This is a genomic window from Paenibacillus sp. IHBB 10380, from assembly GCF_000949425.1.
Taxonomy (GTDB): Bacteria; Bacillota; Bacilli; order Paenibacillales; family Paenibacillaceae; genus Paenibacillus_AQ.
This window is the reverse complement of sequence record NZ_CP010976.1, coordinates 5,178,713-5,200,089: the sequence shown is the minus strand read 5'-3', so window position 1 is coordinate 5,200,089 and position 21,377 is coordinate 5,178,713. Positions and strand designations below refer to the sequence as shown.

Annotated in this window: 14 protein-coding genes; 1 reads left to right on the top strand and 13 read right to left on the bottom strand. The window is 43.1% G+C overall.

Features of this window, described 5'->3' with window-relative positions:
* Positions 1-10 precede the first annotated feature (10 nt).
* From UB51_RS23575 to UB51_RS23530, 10 genes are all read right to left on the bottom strand, one after another.
* Positions 11-871 carry a carbohydrate ABC transporter permease gene (locus UB51_RS23575; protein ID WP_199924967.1) on the bottom strand — a complete coding sequence of 287 codons (861 nt, stop codon included), beginning with the start codon at positions 869-871 and terminating at the stop codon, positions 11-13.
* Entirely contained in the window at positions 871-3,123 is a 2,253-nt protein-coding gene (locus tag UB51_RS23570) for a DUF5696 domain-containing protein (protein ID WP_044879400.1), read from the bottom strand. Before UB51_RS23570 ends, UB51_RS23575 begins: the two co-directional genes overlap by 1 nt.
* Complete coding sequence (locus UB51_RS23565) at positions 3,110-5,149, bottom strand: YIP1 family protein (protein WP_052676050.1); 2,040 nt, start codon at positions 5,147-5,149, stop codon at positions 3,110-3,112. The genes UB51_RS23570 and UB51_RS23565 overlap by 14 nt, the downstream gene beginning before the upstream one ends.
* A gap of 11 nt (positions 5,150-5,160) precedes the next feature.
* Positions 5,161-6,033, bottom strand: a complete 873-nt coding sequence (locus UB51_RS23560; protein ID WP_044879398.1) for a carbohydrate ABC transporter permease — start codon at positions 6,031-6,033, stop codon at positions 5,161-5,163.
* Between the two features lie 14 nt (positions 6,034-6,047).
* A complete protein-coding gene (locus UB51_RS23555) occupies positions 6,048-6,935 on the bottom strand; it encodes a carbohydrate ABC transporter permease (RefSeq protein WP_044879397.1) in 888 nt (295 codons plus the stop codon).
* Positions 6,932-9,904, bottom strand: coding sequence for an extracellular solute-binding protein (locus tag UB51_RS23550; RefSeq protein WP_044879396.1), 2,973 nt, complete (start codon positions 9,902-9,904; stop codon positions 6,932-6,934). Before UB51_RS23550 ends, UB51_RS23555 begins: the two co-directional genes overlap by 4 nt.
* 81 nt (positions 9,905-9,985) lie before the next feature.
* On the bottom strand, positions 9,986-11,389 hold the full coding sequence (locus UB51_RS23545; protein ID WP_044879395.1) for an ABC transporter substrate-binding protein: 1,404 nt from the start codon (positions 11,387-11,389) through the stop codon (positions 9,986-9,988).
* A gap of 209 nt (positions 11,390-11,598) precedes the next feature.
* Positions 11,599-12,612, bottom strand: a complete 1,014-nt coding sequence (locus UB51_RS23540; protein WP_044879394.1) for a LacI family DNA-binding transcriptional regulator — start codon at positions 12,610-12,612, stop codon at positions 11,599-11,601.
* A gap of 259 nt (positions 12,613-12,871) precedes the next feature.
* The gene (locus UB51_RS23535) at positions 12,872-16,147 is read right to left on the bottom strand and encodes a DEAD/DEAH box helicase (protein WP_044879393.1); all 3,276 of its coding nucleotides are present in this window, start codon (positions 16,145-16,147) and stop codon (positions 12,872-12,874) included.
* 268 nt (positions 16,148-16,415) lie between these two features.
* Positions 16,416-16,730 (bottom strand): antibiotic biosynthesis monooxygenase family protein, encoded by a 315-nt coding sequence (locus tag UB51_RS23530; RefSeq protein WP_044879392.1) that lies wholly within the window; start codon positions 16,728-16,730, stop codon positions 16,416-16,418.
* 136 nt (positions 16,731-16,866) lie between these two features.
* On the opposite strand from UB51_RS23530, the gene UB51_RS23525 reads away from it, so the two are divergent.
* Positions 16,867-17,748, top strand: a complete 882-nt coding sequence (locus UB51_RS23525; protein ID WP_044879391.1) for a LysR family transcriptional regulator — start codon at positions 16,867-16,869, stop codon at positions 17,746-17,748.
* 323 nt (positions 17,749-18,071) lie between these two features.
* On the opposite strand, the gene UB51_RS23520 is transcribed toward UB51_RS23525, so the two are convergent.
* The 3 genes from UB51_RS23520 to UB51_RS23505 form a co-directional block, all read right to left on the bottom strand.
* Positions 18,072-19,013 (bottom strand): helix-turn-helix transcriptional regulator, encoded by a 942-nt coding sequence (locus tag UB51_RS23520; RefSeq protein WP_044879390.1) that lies wholly within the window; start codon positions 19,011-19,013, stop codon positions 18,072-18,074.
* Positions 19,014-19,743: 730 nt separating this feature from the next.
* Positions 19,744-20,244 carry a DinB family protein gene (locus UB51_RS23510; RefSeq protein ID WP_044879388.1) on the bottom strand — a complete coding sequence of 167 codons (501 nt, stop codon included), beginning with the start codon at positions 20,242-20,244 and terminating at the stop codon, positions 19,744-19,746.
* Between the two features lie 7 nt (positions 20,245-20,251).
* Positions 20,252-21,064 (bottom strand): alpha/beta fold hydrolase, encoded by an 813-nt coding sequence (locus UB51_RS23505; RefSeq protein WP_044879387.1) that lies wholly within the window; start codon positions 21,062-21,064, stop codon positions 20,252-20,254.
* Positions 21,065-21,377: the final 313 nt, after the last annotated feature.

Here is a 21,377-nt window from a genome sequence, read left to right as displayed (position 1 = left end):
GTTCTCCTCCTTACCGCTTCTTCAGGCTCAGCAATCCAGTCCAGATCGCAAGCACGAGAGTAATAATAATGAAATAGATCCACGCTACCGCAGTAGCATAGCCGAAGCCGGTTATCGTACTGAACATATTGTTCTTAATCAAAATAATGATCTCATTCAGTGCGAACGTCGAGACGTAAACGATTGAATAGATGACATTGACAATGACGAGCGGCATGAGCATCGGAAGCGTTACCTTCCAGAACGATTCCCAAGGAGATGCTCCGTCTATGCGAGCCGCCTCGTACAGAGATTGATCGACCTTCTGCAAGCCAGCCAAGAAAATAAGTATTTGTACACCGGAGAACCACAAAACCATAATGATCTGCGTAAATAAATACATAATGGGCTCAGCTATAAACGGACTCAAGGTGTTCTCTATCATGGTGAACATGCCATACTGTTCAATATTCGGTATCGATGTGGCACCCTGACTTAGCAGCTCGTTAATAACCGGACCGCTCGTGATGATAACCGGAAGGAAAAAGATCGTTCTAAATATCCCACGGAATTTAATTTTTTGATTGATCAAAAGAGCAATGATTAAAGAAAAAACGATGATGATCGGTATATTAAGCGCCATTTCCTGCAAATATTTTAATATCTTTTCTATGAATACCGGATCTGAGAAAAAGGCGTATTTATAGTTTTCCAGACCGATATACACCGTCTTAATTCCAACTGGCGTAATCTTCACTTGATGGAAGCTGAGAAACATAGAGTGAATCATCGGATACAACGTAAAGATTAGAAACCCGACAATCCACGGTGAGACGAACGTAAGCCCGATGATCGCCTTTCTACGTTTATTCGTTATTTTCATTTTAGCCATCAGCGGTTCACCTCGATTACTTGAAAGCCTTTTGCTGGCACACTGATATTTCCCCTGTGATAGTCACGGCTCGTGTAGTTGACGATAACGGCCATTCCGCTGTCGTAAATTACCTGTACAACACCGTCTTCGAGCACTACCCTATCTTCCATCGCTGCATCTCTTACGGGTTGCAACGCTTCATTCAGCATTCGATACGTTTCTGCCATAGGTTCGCGCCAATCCTCATAGGAGGATGTGTAGACATCGTTGGAATTCGTATTTTTGAGCTTGTAAGAAGACTCATGAGTCAAGTAATACGAAGGAAACGACGCCGTTTCGATCATTCGCAGAAGATTCGTTTGCGGATTGGCAAAAAAATTGCCGTATGGCGCATAATAGTCCTTGTAGCCCTTCAGCACCATTTGTACGAATGGTACCGTCTCACTAATATAAATGTACTGTGAAGAGTCTATCGGAACGTCTAAAACTTGATTTGCATAAGGAAGCATATAATCGTTCGCTCCATACATCAGCACAGAAGGGACAGCCTTCGAGAGCTCATTCATAGCAGCCAAATAAGTTTCTGCTGTATGACTGCGGCTTGAAGTGTTCCCATTGACCATTTCGGAGAACAGCACCGAACCCGTCGAGTCCACAGCTACACCCGATATGTTCTGATCCGTATATTTCTTCATATTTTGCTGTACAATCCTACTCGTGTTATCCGCAGATAGATAATACATCTTGTCATAAACCTGCTTGTAAGTCGGCAAAGTCAGAATCGACTTATCTATTTTCTTAGCTGCATCCGATTGTGCAGAGAAACGTTTGGACGATTCGTAGGCTACTGTAAAATCGCTGTATAAATGAAGTTTCCCACCCTGTTCCGAGATTTCTGTAGCGAGCCGCTGGAAGTCACTACTAGAGCCGATCTCCTTCTCATATTTGACGGGAGACGGACTACTTCCAGACAGACCGCCTTCGTTCCATCCTTTAAAGACGACGTTCATATTCCCGATTCCACTGTGCCTCATATCCTTCAGCATTTCTTCCAGTTGGCCGACAGTAGTTAACGGAATAAGTCGTTTCGAGAGCATACCCTTCTCTGTTTCCGCTCCGAGTACATCTACTTGTATTGGAATGGCTTCATCCCTGTCTTCCTGTTTCTTAAGAGCATCCTTGTCTACTAAGTAGCTTCGATACATCTTGGCCATACCTGTATAACTGGCGTTCTTCCCATTCAGAAACGTATAGCGAATCTGCATATCCTCCGGGTGTCTCATCTTCTCGAAGACAACGATACCTCCCAACGACCTGCTCGTTGGCTGCAGATAGGACTCTCGAGATAGAAACTGTACGCCCGTCCAGTTATATGGCGTATTCACACCGTTCGGGTATGCTAGAAGCTTCGCATTATATTGGCCCTTCTCTACGATACCGAACAATCCGTTTCCGCCTTCTCTGTGGACAATACCAAATACTGGATATTGTACAGTGTTTGGCGGGTTAGTAAAGACGTCAGGACTAACCGTCTCAATTCCCTCGTTTACCCCGTATATCTTTGCTTCATACGGGATTTTGAATTTACCTTTATTGTCTGCAAGACGGATCAGCGCCCCGGGTCCATCAGGGATGAACATATAACCGTCCTTCTCATCCGCTTTGGTAGCGCCGAGGAAAGGATAGACGTAAACAGATCCCAGCTTGATCTGATCCCCTTCAATTATGCTTTGCTGCGGAATATGGACGACCAATTGATCCTGCTCCAGCCCAACCTGGAGTTCCATTCCGAGCTTCAAATTATTTAACCGGATAATGGCTTTGAATCCATTATCGATAGGCTCGAACGTAATTGACTTATTTGTCTGTGATACTAAATCTGTTCTTGTCGAGTTGGGTTTGCCCTTTTCAAAATATTGTAATGATAATCCCGACGACATGAAGTTGGTCCATGATTCATTGGAGTCCTTATCGATAATTTCGGAACACCATATATATCCAGATGCTTTATCCACAACTTGGATAGACAAATTTTGTTCCTTGAGTCGTAGCTCGAGTCGGTCATTCTCCGCCACTTTCCGGTATGAGGATGACAGAGGTGTTCCCTTCCCTCCGTTTTCTGGGAATACCTCCTGTAGCTCAGAATCGGTTGCTACTTCCATATTTCCAACAGCAGGTTTCTTGTCCATAAACATAAAACACACTATAGTTACGGCTGCCAATACGATGCAGACTGTTACGATAGTCTTTATCCATTTAGAGTTCCGCACGTACCATCAGCTCCCGTATGACAGAATAAACAAAATCGTACACTTGATCGAGTAATACATACACGATAAATAACACTAGACTCAGAATCAACATGCCAAACACTGTAGTCAAAATATTACGAATCGTTTCGCTTACAGAGAAATCGTGGATTTCCTTAACCATCATAAACATGATCACAGTGCACCAAACTATGATAATTGCGTTCGGAAAACTAAAAAGGAACGCATCATTATAGGTCAGCACATTTGAGATTATGACGATGATTGGACTAAACATTAGGTATGGCGCCATCGCATAAATAGTCCCTATATACACCTCGGAAAATTTACCTTCGCCTTCATTGATCGTACTGACCAAGTAGTTTGCGATAACCCAAAGTGCAAATGGTGCAAAAACCTTCGCAATTTCTTGAAGTAAAACCAAGTTGGATGGCTCCACGTTGTTGAAGATAAATCCCGTATAATACAACGAAAATATATATTGCAAGAAGAAAAGGGCATATAAACATGTAGCAGACCCTAAGGAAGTTCTCTTCTCTTCCTTAATGCCATAAAATCCGTCAAATGGATTCTTAATAAACTGGAATATATATAATACTTGACGAACAAACGATGCTGATAGCAATCGTTGTTTCATTCGAATCAGCGGTTCCAACATGTTGGTTTTACGCTGTAGCCATCGCAACAGAAACCGTAACACGAACCATGATATTAATCCGTAAAACACATAAATCAGGTTATTTTGAAGCCATCGGTTGCGCACTTCCCAAAAAGCATTTGAATACCCTTCTTTATCGTTCGCAATCACATATTCCTCAATCGCCTTGGTGTATAATTGCTGCTTGTAGTAAGCGTCTGCCAGGCCTTTATGAGCTAGGTCGAATAGATTGTTCTGTCTCAATACCTGCATCCACGGTTCTCGGCTTTTGATGTAATGGCCTTCCTTATACAAATCCAGCGCGTGATGAACGAGATTCGTAAATTCAGTTGGCTCAAAAATTTGAATGTTATTTCTTTCTTTATCAATGACGTAAATATTGTCTCGCGAATCCAACGCGATACCAGCGGCATTCTGGAACAAGCCGATTCGCGACCTACCGTCATCAGGTGCACCGAAAGAGAACAGCAAATGGCCTTCCGTATCGAATTCATAAATAAATCCATTTTGACTAATCGTATATATATTTCCGCTCTGTGAAATAAAAATATCTGTATATTTCGGTTCAAACGTCATATCCGTTGGAAGCAGATTAAAGCCGGAAATGTTAAAACGTTTGACAGACTTGCCATCATCCCCCTGTGTAATCGTATAGATTAACCCTTTGTCATCAATGGCCGTGTTTGTTGGAGAAGGCGGCACATTCTGGAATAGCTTCTCCCGCTGTGCATCGGTGAAGATAAACCGCTCTAGCATCATTCGTAAGCCCGCTTGGGATTCGTTGCTTCCGAAATACCCGAGGAAGTCGCCGTGCGAGCTCATTTGAACGATCCCATTGGTCGTACCTTCGCTAATAATGTATACATTACCGCGCTTATCTACCGTTACCTTTAATGGTTTGAATGGACTCTTCTTCGCGAATAGGGGAGAGTCCGGACGATCGAACGTTTGCTTCACTTCACCGTCCTCGCCAAACTTTATGACTTGGCCGAGTCCGCTGTCAGCTGCGTATACAGACCCCTGATGATCAACAAACACTCCCGTCGGCGTCTTCAGCACTTTCTCACCCATAGTACGAAGTAAGTTTCCTCCTTCATCGATGATAACGATGCGGCTGTTGTTCGTATCCGCCACATAAATGCGGTCGCGAGCGTCTATATAGATGTCGGAAGGTCCGGAAAATTCCAGCTCTCCCACTTTCTCAATTGAACCTATAGGATAATAAGCGTCCTGGGTTCGAACAAACTGCCTGTTATGGTCTTCCGTATAGGTTTTGGAAGGCGCCTCCGCCAATATTACGGATGAGGGCCAGGTCCATAAGAAGACGACGAGAACAAGCAACAATATCTTGCCGAATTGTTTTCTCATGATTGTCTCCTCTATTTCAGGCCTGAATGTGCCATTGTGTTCATAACTTTACTTTGTAGCAGAACGAAAATGATAAGGTTCGGAATGAACATAATTAGAGAAGCGGCGGCCGACATCCCTTGACCAGCAACTGTATTTCCGGATGATGATACGATCGTGCTCATAAAGAAAGACAATGTCTTTAGGCTCTCATCATTCACATAGTAATTCGACGTCTCGACATTGTTCCACACCGCTTGGAAAGCAAGAATCGCAACAGTTGCAAGCGCTGGCTTGATAATGGGTACGATCACTTTTCGGAAGACCGTAAACTCACTTGCTCCATCGATAATTGCAGCCTCTTTGAGCTCATCAGGTACCTGATCAATAAACTGCTTCAGCAAGAACAACCCGATCGGCATCGCTAGAAGCGGCAAAATATGAGCTGAATACGTGTCTAAAATCCCCGTTCGATCCACAACCAGGTAACGCGGAATTTGCACCGCAATCGGTACGAACATTAAAGCAAGCGTATTGACCTCAAACATTATTTTGCTAAGCTTGAATTTCATCTTGGACATCGCATATGCCGCTAGTGAACTAATGGCTACAGATAAGAACATCACGGATATAGTGACTAGCAAGCTGTTGAATATAAATCTGCTGAATGGAATACCCGATGTCGACGTCGTAAAGAACAAGTCTCGAAAGTTATCGAGCGCTGGCTTCTGCACGAAAAAGCGCGGCGGGAATGCAAACAGCTCATCAATCGGCTTAAATGCATGAGAAATAATAAAGACGATCGGTAGCATCATAAAAAGGGATAATGGAATAAGAATCGCATAAAATTTCAATTGGCCTCGCTGAAACTTTGATGGATTTATTTTTGTACCTTGATAAGACATAGTGCTTGCACCCCCTACTCTTTCTCTCCAAATAATTTCCAGGAAAACTTCGACAGCATATAGATGCCGATGATCAGAATAACCGAAATAGCGCTCGCGTAGCCCATCTCATAGCGAATAAGACCGTAATCCGCAATATGATTGACTATTAACTGCCCCGAATACTGCGGTGTCGGGTTGCCGCCAGAAAGCTGAACGCCGATTTCACCAGCCTGGAACGTAGTAACGACGGCCATGACTGCGCCGAACAGCATTTGCGGCTTCATTGAAGGAATCGTAATGTATATAATTTCCTGGAATCGATTCTGGATTCCATCGATATAGCCTGCCTCATAGATCGTTTGATCAATATTCAGAACCCCTGCAAGCATCGCAAGGAAGCCTACACCCATACTGCTCCATAAGGACACAATAATCATAATTGTCATTAAATAATCGGGCGATTGTAGCCATTGGATAGGCGCATTAATGAGCCCCATATTGAGCAGTAGAGAGTTGACATATCCCGCTTGATCGCCGCTGAAAATGATTGTCCATACGACCGACATGGCGACCCCCATCGTCATCGAAGGGGAATAAATGATGAGTGCAAGTATTGTCCGTGACTTTCTTGGAATCTGTGAAAGCATCCATGCAAGAAGAAACGCGATGATATATCCACCCGGTCCTACAATCAATGCGAACTTGATCGTGTTGGGCAGTACATACTGCATAAAAATCTCATCATGCGTCAGCAGATCGATATAGTTTTTGAACCCGATCCATTCCGGCATCCCCACGGTATTGAAATAAGTCAGGGAGAGCCCCATCGCCACCATAACGGGAATGACGATAAATGTACCGAACAATAAAATATAAGGCGTCAGAAACAGATAAGCTTCATTCCATTTACGTGTCTTCATTTTTTCTCAACCCACTTGTCTATCGTTGTTATGGTTGGAACCGGATATTTCTTGATCATTCGGCCGTTTGCATAATAACCGAACTCTTCCATTTTGCGAAGTATTTCGCGGTTTATGCGTACTACCGCATCATCAATCGCTGTCCGCGGATTGTCTCCGTTAAACACAACTCTATTCCACACATTGCTAATTTCTCTTTCAACCATGTAAGCACCTGGAACACGGGACGCCTCTCGAACCCATCTGAATTGCTCCGCAACTACCTCTTTGTCTTCCTCCGGCCAAGGCATCTGCTCGAGTGCTTCGAGGTTGGCCGTATTCCACATAAAGGTCATGCCAAAGGTCGTCTGCATGAGATTCGAAAACTCAACCTGAGTCGGGGTTGATAACCACCAATCAAGGAATTCCCAGGACTCTTCCGCATACTTCGTCCCTTCAAAAATCATACCCGTCTGCCCTCCTGATGGTGCCCAGCGCGCAACTGTCCCATCCGCCTTCTCCACCCCAGGATGCGGCGCAATCTTCCACGCACCCGCAATTTCCGGTGCAGCCGCTTTCAATTGAATGTAAGTATTAAAGTCTGATATGCCGACTGGCATTGTGCCATAACGGAAATGATGATAAAAATTAGGTACATCCTGCGGCAAATTATAGATCGTAAATAAATCCGTCATAAACTTCATACCTTCGAGCGCTTGTTCACTATCAATATCGGTACTCATTCCGCTATCGTCAAACAGCTCCCCATCAAATTGATAGATGAACGGCGTTGTCGCGTTAAACGGCTTGAAACCTTTATACAGCGCTAACGGTTCATAAAAGTTCATGCCAAGCCGCTGCAACTCAGGTAACATTTCGACGACATCATTCCAGGTATCCGGGGGGCTTAACTGTAGCGAATCTAGAATGTCTTGACGATAGAACAACACCCAGAAGTTTTGCGTTTCCGGTAGCGCATATACACCGTTCTCGAAGGAAAATGGAATGATAGATCCTTTAGAAAAACGCTTGACGCTTTCCTCGTAGCCCTCGAATTGTCGTAAGTCCAATGCCGCACCACGAATTGCAAGCTCGTAAGGAATCCAGTTACTGACACCTAAAGCAGCGTCTGGCTGTGTTCCCGATGCATTTGCAAGGATGAGCTTATTCTCATCTGGCATGATGGACAACTTCACGGCAACGCCCGATTTCGGTGTAAACTTCTCATCAATCATTTTCTGCATAAGCTCCACGAAGGGTCTTGGCCGATTCACCCAAACCTCTAGCTCACCTTCAGCTTTGGAAGCGCTTGAGTAAGACTGATTTGTGAATGAAAGAAAGAAGCGTTTGACCATTTCCCACAGTTTTTCAAAAAATCCCGCATTAGGAGAGGGTAGCTTCTCTTCCTGAGCTACATAAATACGATCCAAAGCAAGTGGTGACTCCGAAATACTCTGCAACAATGTACCGAGTAGCTGGGATGCTGACGCTGTTCCTTCGGAAAATAAATTTAGCCGATTCGGTAGCTTATCGGGCTCTTTCGCTAGCGAACGTAGCTGTTTAGCCGCCAGCTTAAGGTTAACAATCTCACCAATCTCTTCGACTTCCGGGTTAAGTAGGCCTATTTCAGCATATCGTTGATCTAGATCATCTGCCCATTTCAACAGTTGCTGATCCAGTTCCGGCATATACTCGAGAAGATTCCAGTCGCGATTCTGATCGCTTTTGTTGCCCGTGAGTTTCTTAATCTCTAGTGTTATACGGCTGATTTCTTTCATCTTGGAAACGATATCTTCCGCCAATGGACGCATATTGGATAAATTAACCGTCATAGCAAGCGTGTGTTTACCCTTTTTCAAATAAAACTGATAAGGCGTCTTCTCGTCGCCGAGTGTTTCATTTCTCCACTTCTTCGTGAAGTGAAAAGCATAATTGTCCATTTCACGGAAAGGGACGGCTCCATCGAGCTCAATTCGGCGAAAAACTGGCAAATCATATAACTTATCTTGCATGTATTTAAAAGAAATGTGATAATATCCGTCCTGTGGCACCTCTAGTTCCCAACTCAGTGACTGTCCCCCTTCTTTGAAGGAATTTGGGTCAATGATATTAAGCAGAAGCTTCCCTGTATCGTACGGAGTCAATCTGCTTTCCCGTGCAGATACGGCCCGAATGGATGAATCACTTTTATACAGTGGTTTCTCCGCTTCGGTGATCAGTAGTTCCTCAACCTTCTTTATGCTCTCGTCTACCACAGGTTGAGATTCTAAATAGTTACTATACGTCTCTATCTCAGTAGGGGTCTCGATTGTCACATTACCAAGCAACATCTTCCCCTGTTTATTGACAATCGTAATCGTATTTGCGCCTTGCTCTAGCTTAAACTTGAGCGGCTCCATCTGAAAGAAGCTTGCATCCATGGCATACACGGTTTGCCATTTCTTCACTTTCTGCGAGCCCGGCAGCAGTTCATTACCGTACCGATCCCATTGTTCTGATAACGGTTTGTTCTCCCACAGACTTGGAAACAAGATACGCCGACTCTCATAGAACGGATACTGTCCGTTAATTTGTATATATCCTTCAGTAGGTAATATACTGTCATCCACAATGTAATAATCAAAAGCCAGCTGATATAGTCCAGCCTCATTGACATTGACGTCTACCACAATCTTTGTATCCTTATCCAAACGCACTGTCTCTCCGTTGTATCCAAAGCTATCTCTTTGGGGAACAGTCAAGCCAGTATTAGCCTTAACTTCACTAGGCGAAACAACAATTTGTGATTCTTTAATGTTGGGAACATCTGACCATTCCTGCAATTTCTCTGTATAACTTTGTTCAAGAAGTTGAAGCGAGCCTACTGCTGATTCTGCCTGAGACGACTCCGCTTGATCCGATTCCGCTTGTACCAGCGGAGCGATTTGCCCGCTGACAAGAAGAGCTGTGATCATTATGGCTATTAGCAATGTTTGAAAGTTTTTTCTCATTGTCTCTTCCCTGCCTATACTTCTTAGTAATGCCGTAGATGCGAGGGAGTCGCTATGACCCTCACACCTACAGTCAGAAGATTATTGGTTTAATCGTTGCATCGCTTTGCTAACAAACTCGTTCGCCTTATCTTCCAGTTCCTTCGCTTTATCCGCCGGCTTCAATTCGCCATTTGCGAACTTCTCCAAGATTTTCTGCTCATCATTCGCCCAAACATTGTATTCCCTAAAGCCTGGTAGCGTCTTATTGTAGTCTGGAACTGCATTATCAAGTAGTTTAAGTGCTGCTTTCATTCCGTCCAACTTCACTTCTCCATCAATGACTTCCCAGACCTCTGGAAAGTTAGCAATCGGGAATTTATCGATATTCATTTTCAACTCTTTGTACAGCTCAAGACGATTCAACCATCCGTCTTTGCTCCAGGACATGAACTTCATTAGTTCATAAGCTGCTTCTGGGTGCTCCGTTGTGGATGATACACCAATATAATCAAGTACAACCGGCATTCTTTGTCCCGCATCACCACCAGGGTACGGGTAGAAGTCCATCAAACCAGCCCCGGATTTCTCCATTTCTGCAGGTAACGATCCCACATTCCATGAACCGTCGATCCCCATTGCAACATGCCCCTTCTGAAGCGGCCATGCACCTTCATCTCCAAACACCTTTGTTTTCTCTTCTTTGGTCATGCGCTCTTCAACCTTTAAATTACGAAGTTCAATCTTTTGATTATAGCCATCGATCCATTGTTGGTTGGTGAAATGGAACTTTTCACCATCAAAAGTGTTGTAACCTAAGGAAGAAACATTCGCCATTGGCCAATGTTCATCAAAAGATAAGTTGCCCCATGGTCCACCAATCCCATAAATATGCTCCGACGGATTTGAAACCTTCTTAGCAATATCGATCATATCCGTAATTTTCCAGTCATAACTTGGCAGTGGAATGTTGTTTTTCTCCAGCAACGTCTTGTTTAAAAATACGCCCATGATGAACTGGAATGTAGGTGATGCCATCCGCTTGCCTCCGTAAACAGCCTGTTTCGTAACATTCGGATAGATGGCTTGTGTTTCCTCATCAGCGTCCCAATAAGGTGTCAGATCGAGAAGCCATTCATTTTCTACACCCACCGGTACATTTTCCAGCCAAAATACGTCTGGCAAATTACCAGCACTAGCAGCTGCAGTTAAAGCATCCGTCCATGGCCAGTTGATGGTTTCATCTTTTACGACAGTAATATTAGGATATTTCTCCATGAAAGCCCCTATCATTTTGGCCTCCAAGCTTTTATCCTCCCAGCTTGCAAATTTCAATGTAATCTTTTCATTCTTCCAGGAAGGATCCTTCTCTTGCTCTTTCGTATCTGTTGTCGGCTGTTTTGCCGCACCTTCATTTGCCGGTGCACTTCCGCCTGAGCAAGCAGCTAATACAGATACGACCAATAACAATACCAGTGATACAATGAACATCTTTCTGTTTCTCATTTTTCGGTATCCCCTTTGCGTCATTCTTATATTGATACAATTACATGTATCCAGTGTCAGATGTAAAATGGTATCGATTTCATAAATGTCTTTAATCAACATTCTATGAAGTCAATTTGAGTTCTATTCTTATCAAATTGTAAACGGCTGACGCTGCCCTTAGGCAGCAAAAGCTCGTTTCGCAGTAAAACATAAGTGAATTTTAAAAATTACACTCTTTTATAATTAGAAGAACCGCGAATCTGTAATTGAGAGTCGATCACGACTATACGATTATGGTCTTTCGGAAGATCACCATTAATTTGTTGTATAAGCATTTCTGCAATGGCATAGCCCATTTCAATCTTTAATTGATTAATTGTGCTTAGCTGTGGTGTTAGATACCTTGAAACCCTCTCATTATCTACGCCAAATACAGCAAGATCTTGAGGGATAGATATATTGGCTTCCAAACAGGCATCGTAAATACCTAACGCCATCTCATCATTCGCTGAGAATACGGCTGTAAAATGAAGATCTTTGGCCCAAAGACGCTGAATGGCCGCATAGCCTCCTCTTTTATTAAAATCGCCATTTTCTACATTTTCCTCACGAAAGGGAATGCCATGCTCCTTTAACGCCATCCTGTATCCTTCGAGACGGTCGAGACTGTCTACAGCGTTCGTATAGCCGCTAATAAATGCAATATCTGTATGCCCCTGCTCAATAAGATGCTCAACTGCTTGCTTTGCACTTTGCACAGTATTCGTTTGAACGTTACATGTGTTTGGAAGCACAGTACCTCGCCCAATTGAACCGATCAGATAGCCCCGATCGACAAATTCCATTACCTCTTGATTGGATAACATTGACGCTGTCAAAATCATAGCATCGACACTTTTGTTGGTCAGTAATTGAAGATAATCCAGTTCAATATCCTTGTTGTTTTGTGTGTCGCAGATGACTACCTTGAACTTCTCAGCGTGCGCCTTGTTCTGAATTCCTTTAACTAAATTAGTGTAGTAAGAAACCATAATATCTGGCACAATGACACCAAGAGTCAACGTCTTTTGTTGGCGTAAGTTTTTTGCTGCCGCATGAGGGACATAGTTCAATTCTTCGATAACCCGTAACACCTTTTCCCTAGTTTTAGCTTTCACTAGCGGATTACCGTTCAGTACCCTAGAGACAGTAGTCGGTGAAACATTTGCTGCTTTTGCTACATCAATAATTTTAATATCCATTTACTATTCGGCCCCTGAAATTCATTTTTAATCGATTAAAAAAGCGCTTTCATTTTATTTCGTTTTAAGCATAGCATGAAATGAAATCGATTTCAATTACGTTTAGTTAATTGCCACAGATCGACGACGCGGTAACTCCCCTCCTAAATGGGAAGGTACTGAGTTAGTCAGTATTTTGAGTATGAATGTGGATATTGCAGAATTCAGAAGAGACCGTATCAATTCCACGTTGGAGAAACCACATAGACTAGTCCTGTGACTAGTCTATCATCAAAATTTCCCGAATCTCCTGCTCCGACAGAACGGATGATGTTTCTTCCCCCGATCTAATCACTTCTTCGATCAAATTCTTCTTATTCTGTTGGAGTTCATACATCTTTTCTTCCATCGTGCCTTGGGCAACAAGGCGTATGACTTGGACAACCTTGTTCTGCCCGATACGATGGGCTCGTGCCTCAGCCTGTGCCTCCACTGCAGGATTCCACCATAGGTCATACAAGATAACCGTATCCGCTCCCGTTAAGTTAAGTCCTGTGCCTCCGGCTTTTAATGAAATAAGGAATAATTCGCGTTCACCTTCGTTAAATCTGTTGCATAGTTCGACTCGTTCAGACGCAGGAGTATTGCCATCCAGGTAGAAATAAGGCACCCTTTGTTCACCAAGTTCTCTACCGATTAACCCTAACATCCCTGTAAATTGCGAGAATATTAGCATTCTTTTCCCTGCACGTCGGCATTCGTCTATCGTCTCCAGCAGTTGCTCGAACTTAGCTGAACTCCCTGTGTAGCCTTCAACGAATAGAGCTGGATGACAGCACAATTGGCGGAGTCTCGTCAGACCGGCTAGGATCTTCACCTTATTTTTGTGAAAAGATTTATCATTCAGATGCTTCAGTGTCTCATGCTTTAACTTTGCCAAATAAGCCATATACAGCTTCTTCTGATCAGGCAACAATTCGGAAACCAACAGCGATTCGATTCTTTCAGGCAGCTCCTTCAACACATCACTTTTAAGCCGTCGTAATAAAAACGGACGAATCCTCTTCGCTACGCTATCTCTAGTTAGAGCAGCGAATTCCTTTTTAGTTGAAAATAACGCAGGAAAGACCACATTAAATATAGACCACAATTCTTCAATTGAATTCTCTATCGGCGTACCCGTAAGGGCGAAACGATGCCGAGCTTGAATCTTCCTTACCGTCTGCGCTGTTTGTGTCGTATAGTTCTTAAACATCTGAGCCTCATCCAAAATCAGCGTGTGAAATGACAACTTGGCATACGCATTAATATCTCTGCGCAGCAGTGGATAGGAGGTAATGATGATGTCTACCTCAGATGTATCCTGCAACACACGGCTACGCTCCTCTTGGCTACCGTCAACGATGTGGGTCCGAACCTCTGGTGCGAACTTCTTCAGTTCATTCCTCCAATTATACGTAAGTGAAGCCGGAGCGACGATCAGGGCTGGCATCTTCTGACTTCGGATCTCAGGTAGTACGGAGACAATAAATGCAATACTTTGTATAGTCTTTCCAAGCCCCATATCATCCGCCAGAATACCACCAAATCGATAATGGGCGAGCATCTTCATCCATTGATATCCATACTGCTGATAATCACGAAGCACAGGGGCAAGACTCTCAGGAACAGAGAAATCAAGAAGATCTGGATTTCGCATATTCTCGAGGAGACGTCGTAACGATTTACCTAATTTAACCGTATTCCCTTCCTTGTGAACATCCATTAGATGAAGTCCGTGGACAAGTGGAAGACGAAGGGTATTCCCTATCACTTCCCCTGTTCCGATATTCATGTCGTTCATGAAACGTATAATCTCTTGAAATTCCTCTGCCTCTAGTGGCAATAGCGCACCATTCGGTAAGCGATAGTATTTACGCTTAGTCTCAAGGGACTCCAACAGATTACGAACCTCCGCCTCTGCAACTCCGGCTATATCAAATTGAAATTCCAGCCAATCATTTCGTGAATCCGCATTTACCCTTATGCTCGGAGCAGTATGCCCCCTGTGGATTTTTTCTTTTACAGCCGTGGTAACGTAGATCTCCACCAACTTCTCTAACTGCGGAACCACATAGACCAGAAATTCGTATTCTGCATCTTCATCCGTTAAGAAATAGCCACCTTCTGTCTTATAAAAAGAACTATGCTCCATCAACGCCAAAATGGATGTTTCATGATCCCCATTCCGCACAAGAATACGTTCATTGCTGCTTGTGGGGCTTTCTACTTCTAGAGGATTAATCATGATATCACCATAGTGAAATTCCAGACCCGCCAATAGTCTATTTTTGACTCTATCCAAATATAGCTTAGCTTTTAGAGGTGTATGTATCATGCGATCAGATACGGATTTGGCGATGTGTACACTACCCAGCTTCATAAGACCCGGTATCACGTTATCCACAAATAATTCTAACTGCTCCTGTGGGATCTGAATGCGATGCTTATGGGAAATTTCTAACCTATACTTCAGTTCAGCGAGTCGCTTACACTGTTCAGACGATAACTTCATCAGCTTACCCTCTGATACAGCCATACCATAAGACTCCATCACAACGATATTATCCAATCCTTGGATATCTAATTCATAGCCACCTACCTGCACTTGATCAAACTCGAAATGAAGTGGCATAGTTTCTTCGGATACAGCAATTCCATCATATATCACTCGATTGTGTTCCAATTTTACAGATGTAGCCTTACCTAGCAAGACAAGCAGCTTGTCCCAGTAGATAGGAGTAATCCTTAACATCCTGTCGTTCGTCTTAATCCTCTGATTGGAATCCAAATTCGATGACTCACGGTACATTTGCTCACTGTTATACATATGGATGAGCTGGCGAATCACATCATCATTTGCTTGCGAGAAATTATGGATCTCCGGATCATAAGTAAAATGCTTGGAGAATACATAACTCTCCCCACGATCTATGGCTTCAAGAAAGTCTCTTATTTTCTGTACAACATACAAACGTTTAGGGCCAAGCTTCATTTCAATGCTGAACATATACCTGTTATAACCGTTAGCAACAAGCCTACAAATAAACTCCACATCTAGGGAAGTCCGAGAGTCGAAATAGGGCCTGGCCCGGCTTGATCGTAACTTCTTATCGGTGAACAACTCCAGCACAAAGTTAGTCAATTCAAGTCCCCCATCTACAATCCTTGGAAGGTCATCCTCCATATAAGATTTAGCACTACTCAAAGACATCGCCGAACTTCCCTGCTCCTGAATATCATAGAGACCCATTAACACGGCAGCGATATGTTGGCAATAAAATGGATAGGAGGATAACGTCGGACAGGTGCATTCCGCTTGCACCTCTCCGTCTGGCTCTGCGCTAACCGTTACCTGTTCACTACTGTTTCCTGTAACGGCGGCTCTATAAATATCAGATTCTTGATCGAAAGTAGTAAAAAGTACTTTGCCAGCTAGATAATAGGTCTCTCCTTTATCGTAAGAGGTTTTTCCGCACCACGTCCTAATGACGTCGGTAGTCAACTGAATATTCACTCATTTAGTCCCCCTGATGAAAGTCTTATATTTCATATACTACCAGATATTCATGCCTTTTACTCCGACTGCTCCTATGCCAACAACAGGATCAAGAAGAAACGGTTTTCTCGGAGAAATATAAGCAAAGTATAAATTACGAACCAACGGCTCATTAAAGTTGGTTTCAAGTGTGCGAGACGGTTACTCATTGGTAAAGCAGCGTTCATAAAAAACATCGTCTTCTGATTTACAGAAGACGATGTTTTTTATACTCACACTGTCTGTGTTAAAAGGAATACTCTCTTTCAACTTTACAAATTTTGATTTTGTAATTTTGGTACCAATCTTGCTTACCTTTCTCCTGAGCAACTTTGTGAGATTGATGCTGCTTCCAGTTACTAATCGCATCCAGGCTCTCCCAATAGGAAATGGTAATACCAACTCCTGAAGGATCCCTGACACTTTCTACTCCTAAAAACCCAGGTTGTTGGGTTGCAAGCTCCTCCATTTTTTCAGCCATGATGTTATATCCGTTTTCCCCCTCCGTGCGTTGACTTGAAAATATGACTGCATAATATGATCCGTTTGATTCATGAACCATTCCGATCAAGCTCCCCTTCAATCGTAGATGTTTTTGTATAAAACAGATTATACTATTATAATTAAGATAAAAATAATGAATATTTATAATAACTTTGATGAATTTTTCTCATGTATTATAGAGGAGACAATTAATTATGAATCTAATTAAATATCAGATTTTCAGTAAGGTAGTCGAAATCGGTAGTCTTACCAAAACAGGAGAGATATTGAATTTAACACAATCAGCAATCAGTCATGCGATTTCTAGCTTGGAACTTGAGTTCGGACTGAGTCTTCTTATAAGGAACAGATCGGGTATCCGGCTAACCAACGATGGCGAACGCTTGATCCCACATATCAGAGAAATCCTACAACTTAATGAAAAACTAAATCAAGAAGTAGCTGCGTTAAAGGGAGTCGAAATCGGTACAGTGAAGATAGGTACTTTCTCTAGTGTATCGATTCAATGGTTGCCCCAAATCATTAAACAATTTCAGAATCAATTTCCTCATATTGAAATAAAACTACTTGATGGTAACTACTATGAAATAGAAGAATGGATTGCAGATGGATCTGCTGATTTGGGATTTGTAAATCTGCCTACTCGAGAAGCATTTCATGTGGTACCCCTTCAAAAAGATAGGATGGTGTGCATTATGTGGTCGAATCACCCCCTCGAACGCCAATCAACCATCCGTCTAGAGCAATTGATTGATGAACCTTTTATCATGCCAATTGCGGGTTGTGACACCGATGTAAAGCGAATTTTCTCGCAAAATAAACTTACACCAAGAATCAAATATGAATTAGAAGATGACCATGCCATAATCGCCATGGTACAAAACGGTTTAGGGTTAAGTATTCTCCCCGAAATGATTTTGTCACAACTCCCAGGCAATGTATGTTGCCGCCCATTGGAAGGAGAGTATTATCGTTCTATTGGCATTGCTGCCGATACTTTTAAAAATGCCTCTCCAGCTGCAAAAAAGCTAATTGAATTCATTACACAATGGATCACACATCGTGCCCCCAACTAAATTATATTGCGCTCATTTAAACTCACAATTAACTCTACCCTCCGCTTTACCACTATTTGTGGTACGGTTCAGCGTAACATCTATAGGACGAAATAAAAGGAGATGCCTATATCTAGAGGTCACCCTATCCCGAATACTATTATCGTATTTGGATCATCAAATAAGGTTCTTTTTCTAATCGTAAACAGTATTATTTCTAGGAATCCAATAGACGCTTCAATTGCGGATCAAGGTTTAATACATTCATAATGATCGTTAATGCTTCTGTACGCGTGGCGCGCTGATTGGCTTATAAGTAGAACTTGTCAAACGATGCCCGTTCATTAGTAATAAGCCAACAACTCAGTAAGCCTGCTTTGGATTGAATCTCTCAATTCCGCTGGCTCCTGCAGAATGGCTTCATTCCCCAGGGAAATGAAAAACTCAGTAAGAAAAGGAATGTCACCACGGGACACATCCGTATCGATCAGACCGCTTCCGTCTTCATAGACGACCAGCATTGGAGCAAGCCACAGTTCGGCTTCACACCGTTGGACACCGGCTCGACTCAACTCTGCGCAAAGGTGAATGGGCTCCCTCGGCTTGGCTACTTCCCGCCGGCTAAGGCGGATGCCGCCCAGATCGAGCGGCTCCATACCGGTCACGTCATATACCGCCTCACTAATACGGTCGCACCGGAATACGCGGAAACCATGGCGCAGGAAGCAGTAACCTGTGCAATACCAGAAACCGTTGTTCGCATAGATACCTACAGGCTGGATCTGCCGATTGCTCGTTCCTTCATCCTTAGACTTGTACTTGATGACAAGCACCTTTCGATGAATCGCGGCATCAAGGAGAATGGATAAGCAGGGAGCATCGCCCCGCCTGGTCGGCGTAATGAAGTCGACCCGATCCTTCATGCTATCGATCCGGTCGCGAACGTCCCCGGGCATATGGAGATAGAACTTGCTTAGCGCAGAAGCGGATTCTGCTTCGAATGGCAGCGAGGAATAATGGCGCAGGGCATGAACCGCAAAAAACATTGCCACGGCCTCACCCTCCGTGAATGCGATCGGAGGCAACACCCTCTCCCTTATCACCTGATAGCCCCCATGCGGCCCTACTTCTGAGTAGAGCGGCACCCCCAGCTCGCTCAATTCCTGCAAATCCCTCAAAATCGTGCGCTTTGAGACGCCGAATTGGTCTGCAAGCTCCTGAACCTTGAACCGCCGTTTACGGTTAACCGTCATCATTAGCTCCATCAGCCGTTTCGATTTGGACATCCCGACCATCCCTCTTTTTTAAATATATGAGTTTATGACAATTATTGTCACCATTATTTCTTATGATGAACTAGAAAGCAACACTAAATTAGGAGTGATCGACGGGTGGAGGATTGGTGCCTACAGCCTTGGCTCGGATATCTTCGCCTTGATCGCCCGGACCTATATCATCTGGCAGTTCATACTGTCAAGGTAGACTTCTTCTCATGTAGAAATCTTTTTTATCGATACGTGTTGCTATGTGAAGCCCATTGCTTCATGCAGGAGTTGTTTATTGGATCGCTTGCAAATGCTCATCAAGACAATCAAGTATTTCCGTATATCCTCGCTCTATCCCCATATCCAAGACCTCCTGAAGCGCTTCAGCTGAATCATATTCTGCATGGTTTACAAATTTCGTTTTACCTTCGTGCTCTTCTAAACGATCTTCTCTGCCTCAATGATCTCTTGATAGACCGCTTTTTCCTTTCCATGAGAAATATTCCTCATACGCTTTCCTATCCCACTATAGATCACTGTTGATTATGGAGAAAACCCGACCCTAAGCACTCATCGGCTTCCACGGAAAGTTCGCCGCAAATCCTCAACCCACTTTTAGCGTTCGCATAGACGTGCATAGAGGTTTCGATGGCGTTGTTTACCCAGAAGACAGAAAAAAGGTATAACCTCCTCATTTTTCTTAAGTGGTTATACCTTTTTTGGCAAAGAGACTTTTTCAGTGGTTTCACTTTCACAGTGGTGGCTTTTCTACTCCCATTTGCATCCAAATTTCCTTCGAAGGACCATATACCGCAGGTATACGTAACCCCGCTTGACGCATAAGAACGGTAACCTGTCCTCTATGATGAGCAATGTGGTTCATCAATCCCATAAAGATGGTAGCATTCGATTCCTGTCGGCCGAAGGAATTTTGTATTTGTTTTAAAGCATCATCCGTCCATTGTCCTTCAACAGCTTTAACTACATCAGAACTTATATTTTTAAAGGTCTCAGCGATTTTTATTGCAGATGGTACTTCATCTGAATGTTGTACCTGATCGATCACAAGTCCAAATTCAGTCAAGTAATCAGGGATATTCGTTACAAAATGCCACGCAATTCTTCCTAAAGTGCGACCTTCGGGATATACTTGCTGCTGTAATGATTCATCTGTTAAACTGTCTAAAACTTTTTGAGTTAATACAGCTTCATTCTTCCATTCTGTGATAAAATCCGAAATCGTTATATACATAATTCGTTCATCCCCTCTTGAGAAACTCGTTCACTACTTGATAAAAACCGTTTAAATCATCGGAGTGGATGCCGTGTCCGCATTCTTCGAATACGACAAGTTTTGTGTTTGGCCTTCTTGCTTCCATCCGTTCCGCCTGGGCTAAGTCAAGAAAGATACTTTTTCTGCCATGAATCAGCAAAATAGGACATTTGGAAGATAACCAATCTTCCCACCAATCTCCATCTACATGCGAAGCAGTTACTTTCAACCCTTCCATGTCGGTGCAGAACCCCCAGCCTTTTTCATCCTCAAACACGCTTTCTGAAAAATAATCTATCGCACGAATACCTGCACTTTTCAGAGAATCTCTCAGTTCTTTTAATGAAGCTGATCGAAACGGAAGTTTGTCGACAAAGGAAACGTCGTCAATAATTTCCGCACCGATATCCTCAACAATAACAACCTTGACTAATTCAGGATAACGAGCCGCGAACTGATAAGCGTTTAGTCCGCCTAATGAATGCCCCAATATCGTTACAGGTTGTCCACCAAGTTCTGTTTGAATTAGGTTTAAAATATCCATTACATAATAATCTCTTGAGTATTCCTTTTCATGAGAATGCTCACTCCAACCATGACCGCGTTGATCTAAACAAATCACCCGCCAGTCATTAAATTTAGCTGCTAAATCTGAAAATGTTCTTGCATTAGCCATGGACCCATGAAGCATAACAAGTACTTGGTCGCTTTCTCCACCAAAGTCAAGGTAGGAAAGCTGAAGGTCTCCTGATTTAAAATATTTTCTCGTTGCTGCAATTCCATTGTGAGAATTCAACATCTGTTTTCCCTCCATTATAAAATAGGATTTAAGATTAACGTACCTGGCTCAATCATAATCGCTAATAGTGACAAGGATTGTCATAGTTATGCTTTTTATTTTTTGACACATCCTTTAGTGTCATTGGACGCTTCTGCTCGCCCTTTTAGGTGAGCTCATTTCCCTTGACTCGCTTTGTTTTATAGGATCATCTTCACAAGCTAATTTCGCTGCGCCTTATTGGTGAATCAAGAGGTACTTCTGAAAATTTCACCCTACTTATGATACGGTTCACCGTATTGCCAATGATTAAGTACCTCTCAGTTTAGTAGAC

Excerpts from the sequence above, each read along its gene's own strand:
- UB51_RS23510 (WP_044879388.1), bottom strand. The coding sequence starts at position 20,244 with ATGTATATAACGATTTCGGATTTTATCACAGAATGGAAGAATGAAGCT.
- UB51_RS23565 (WP_052676050.1), bottom strand. The coding sequence starts at position 5,149 with ATGAGAAAACAATTCGGCAAGATATTGTTGCTTGTTCTCGTCGTCTTC.
- UB51_RS23525 (WP_044879391.1), top strand. The coding sequence starts at position 16,867 with ATGAATCTAATTAAATATCAGATTTTCAGTAAGGTAGTCGAAATCGGT.
- UB51_RS23540 (WP_044879394.1), bottom strand. The coding sequence starts at position 12,612 with ATGGATATTAAAATTATTGATGTAGCAAAAGCAGCAAATGTTTCACCG.
- UB51_RS23545 (WP_044879395.1), bottom strand. The coding sequence starts at position 11,389 with ATGAGAAACAGAAAGATGTTCATTGTATCACTGGTATTGTTATTGGTC.
- UB51_RS23520 (WP_044879390.1), bottom strand. The coding sequence starts at position 19,013 with ATGTCCAAATCGAAACGGCTGATGGAGCTAATGATGACGGTTAACCGT.
- UB51_RS23575 (WP_199924967.1), bottom strand. The coding sequence starts at position 871 with ATGGCTAAAATGAAAATAACGAATAAACGTAGAAAGGCGATCATCGGG.
- UB51_RS23550 (WP_044879396.1), bottom strand. The coding sequence starts at position 9,904 with ATGAGAAAAAACTTTCAAACATTGCTAATAGCCATAATGATCACAGCT.
- UB51_RS23505 (WP_044879387.1), bottom strand. The coding sequence starts at position 21,064 with ATGTTGAATTCTCACAATGGAATTGCAGCAACGAGAAAATATTTTAAA.
- UB51_RS23530 (WP_044879392.1), bottom strand. The coding sequence starts at position 16,730 with ATGGTTCATGAATCAAACGGATCATATTATGCAGTCATATTTTCAAGT.
- UB51_RS23555 (WP_044879397.1), bottom strand. The coding sequence starts at position 6,935 with ATGAAGACACGTAAATGGAATGAAGCTTATCTGTTTCTGACGCCTTAT.
- UB51_RS23560 (WP_044879398.1), bottom strand. The coding sequence starts at position 6,033 with ATGTCTTATCAAGGTACAAAAATAAATCCATCAAAGTTTCAGCGAGGC.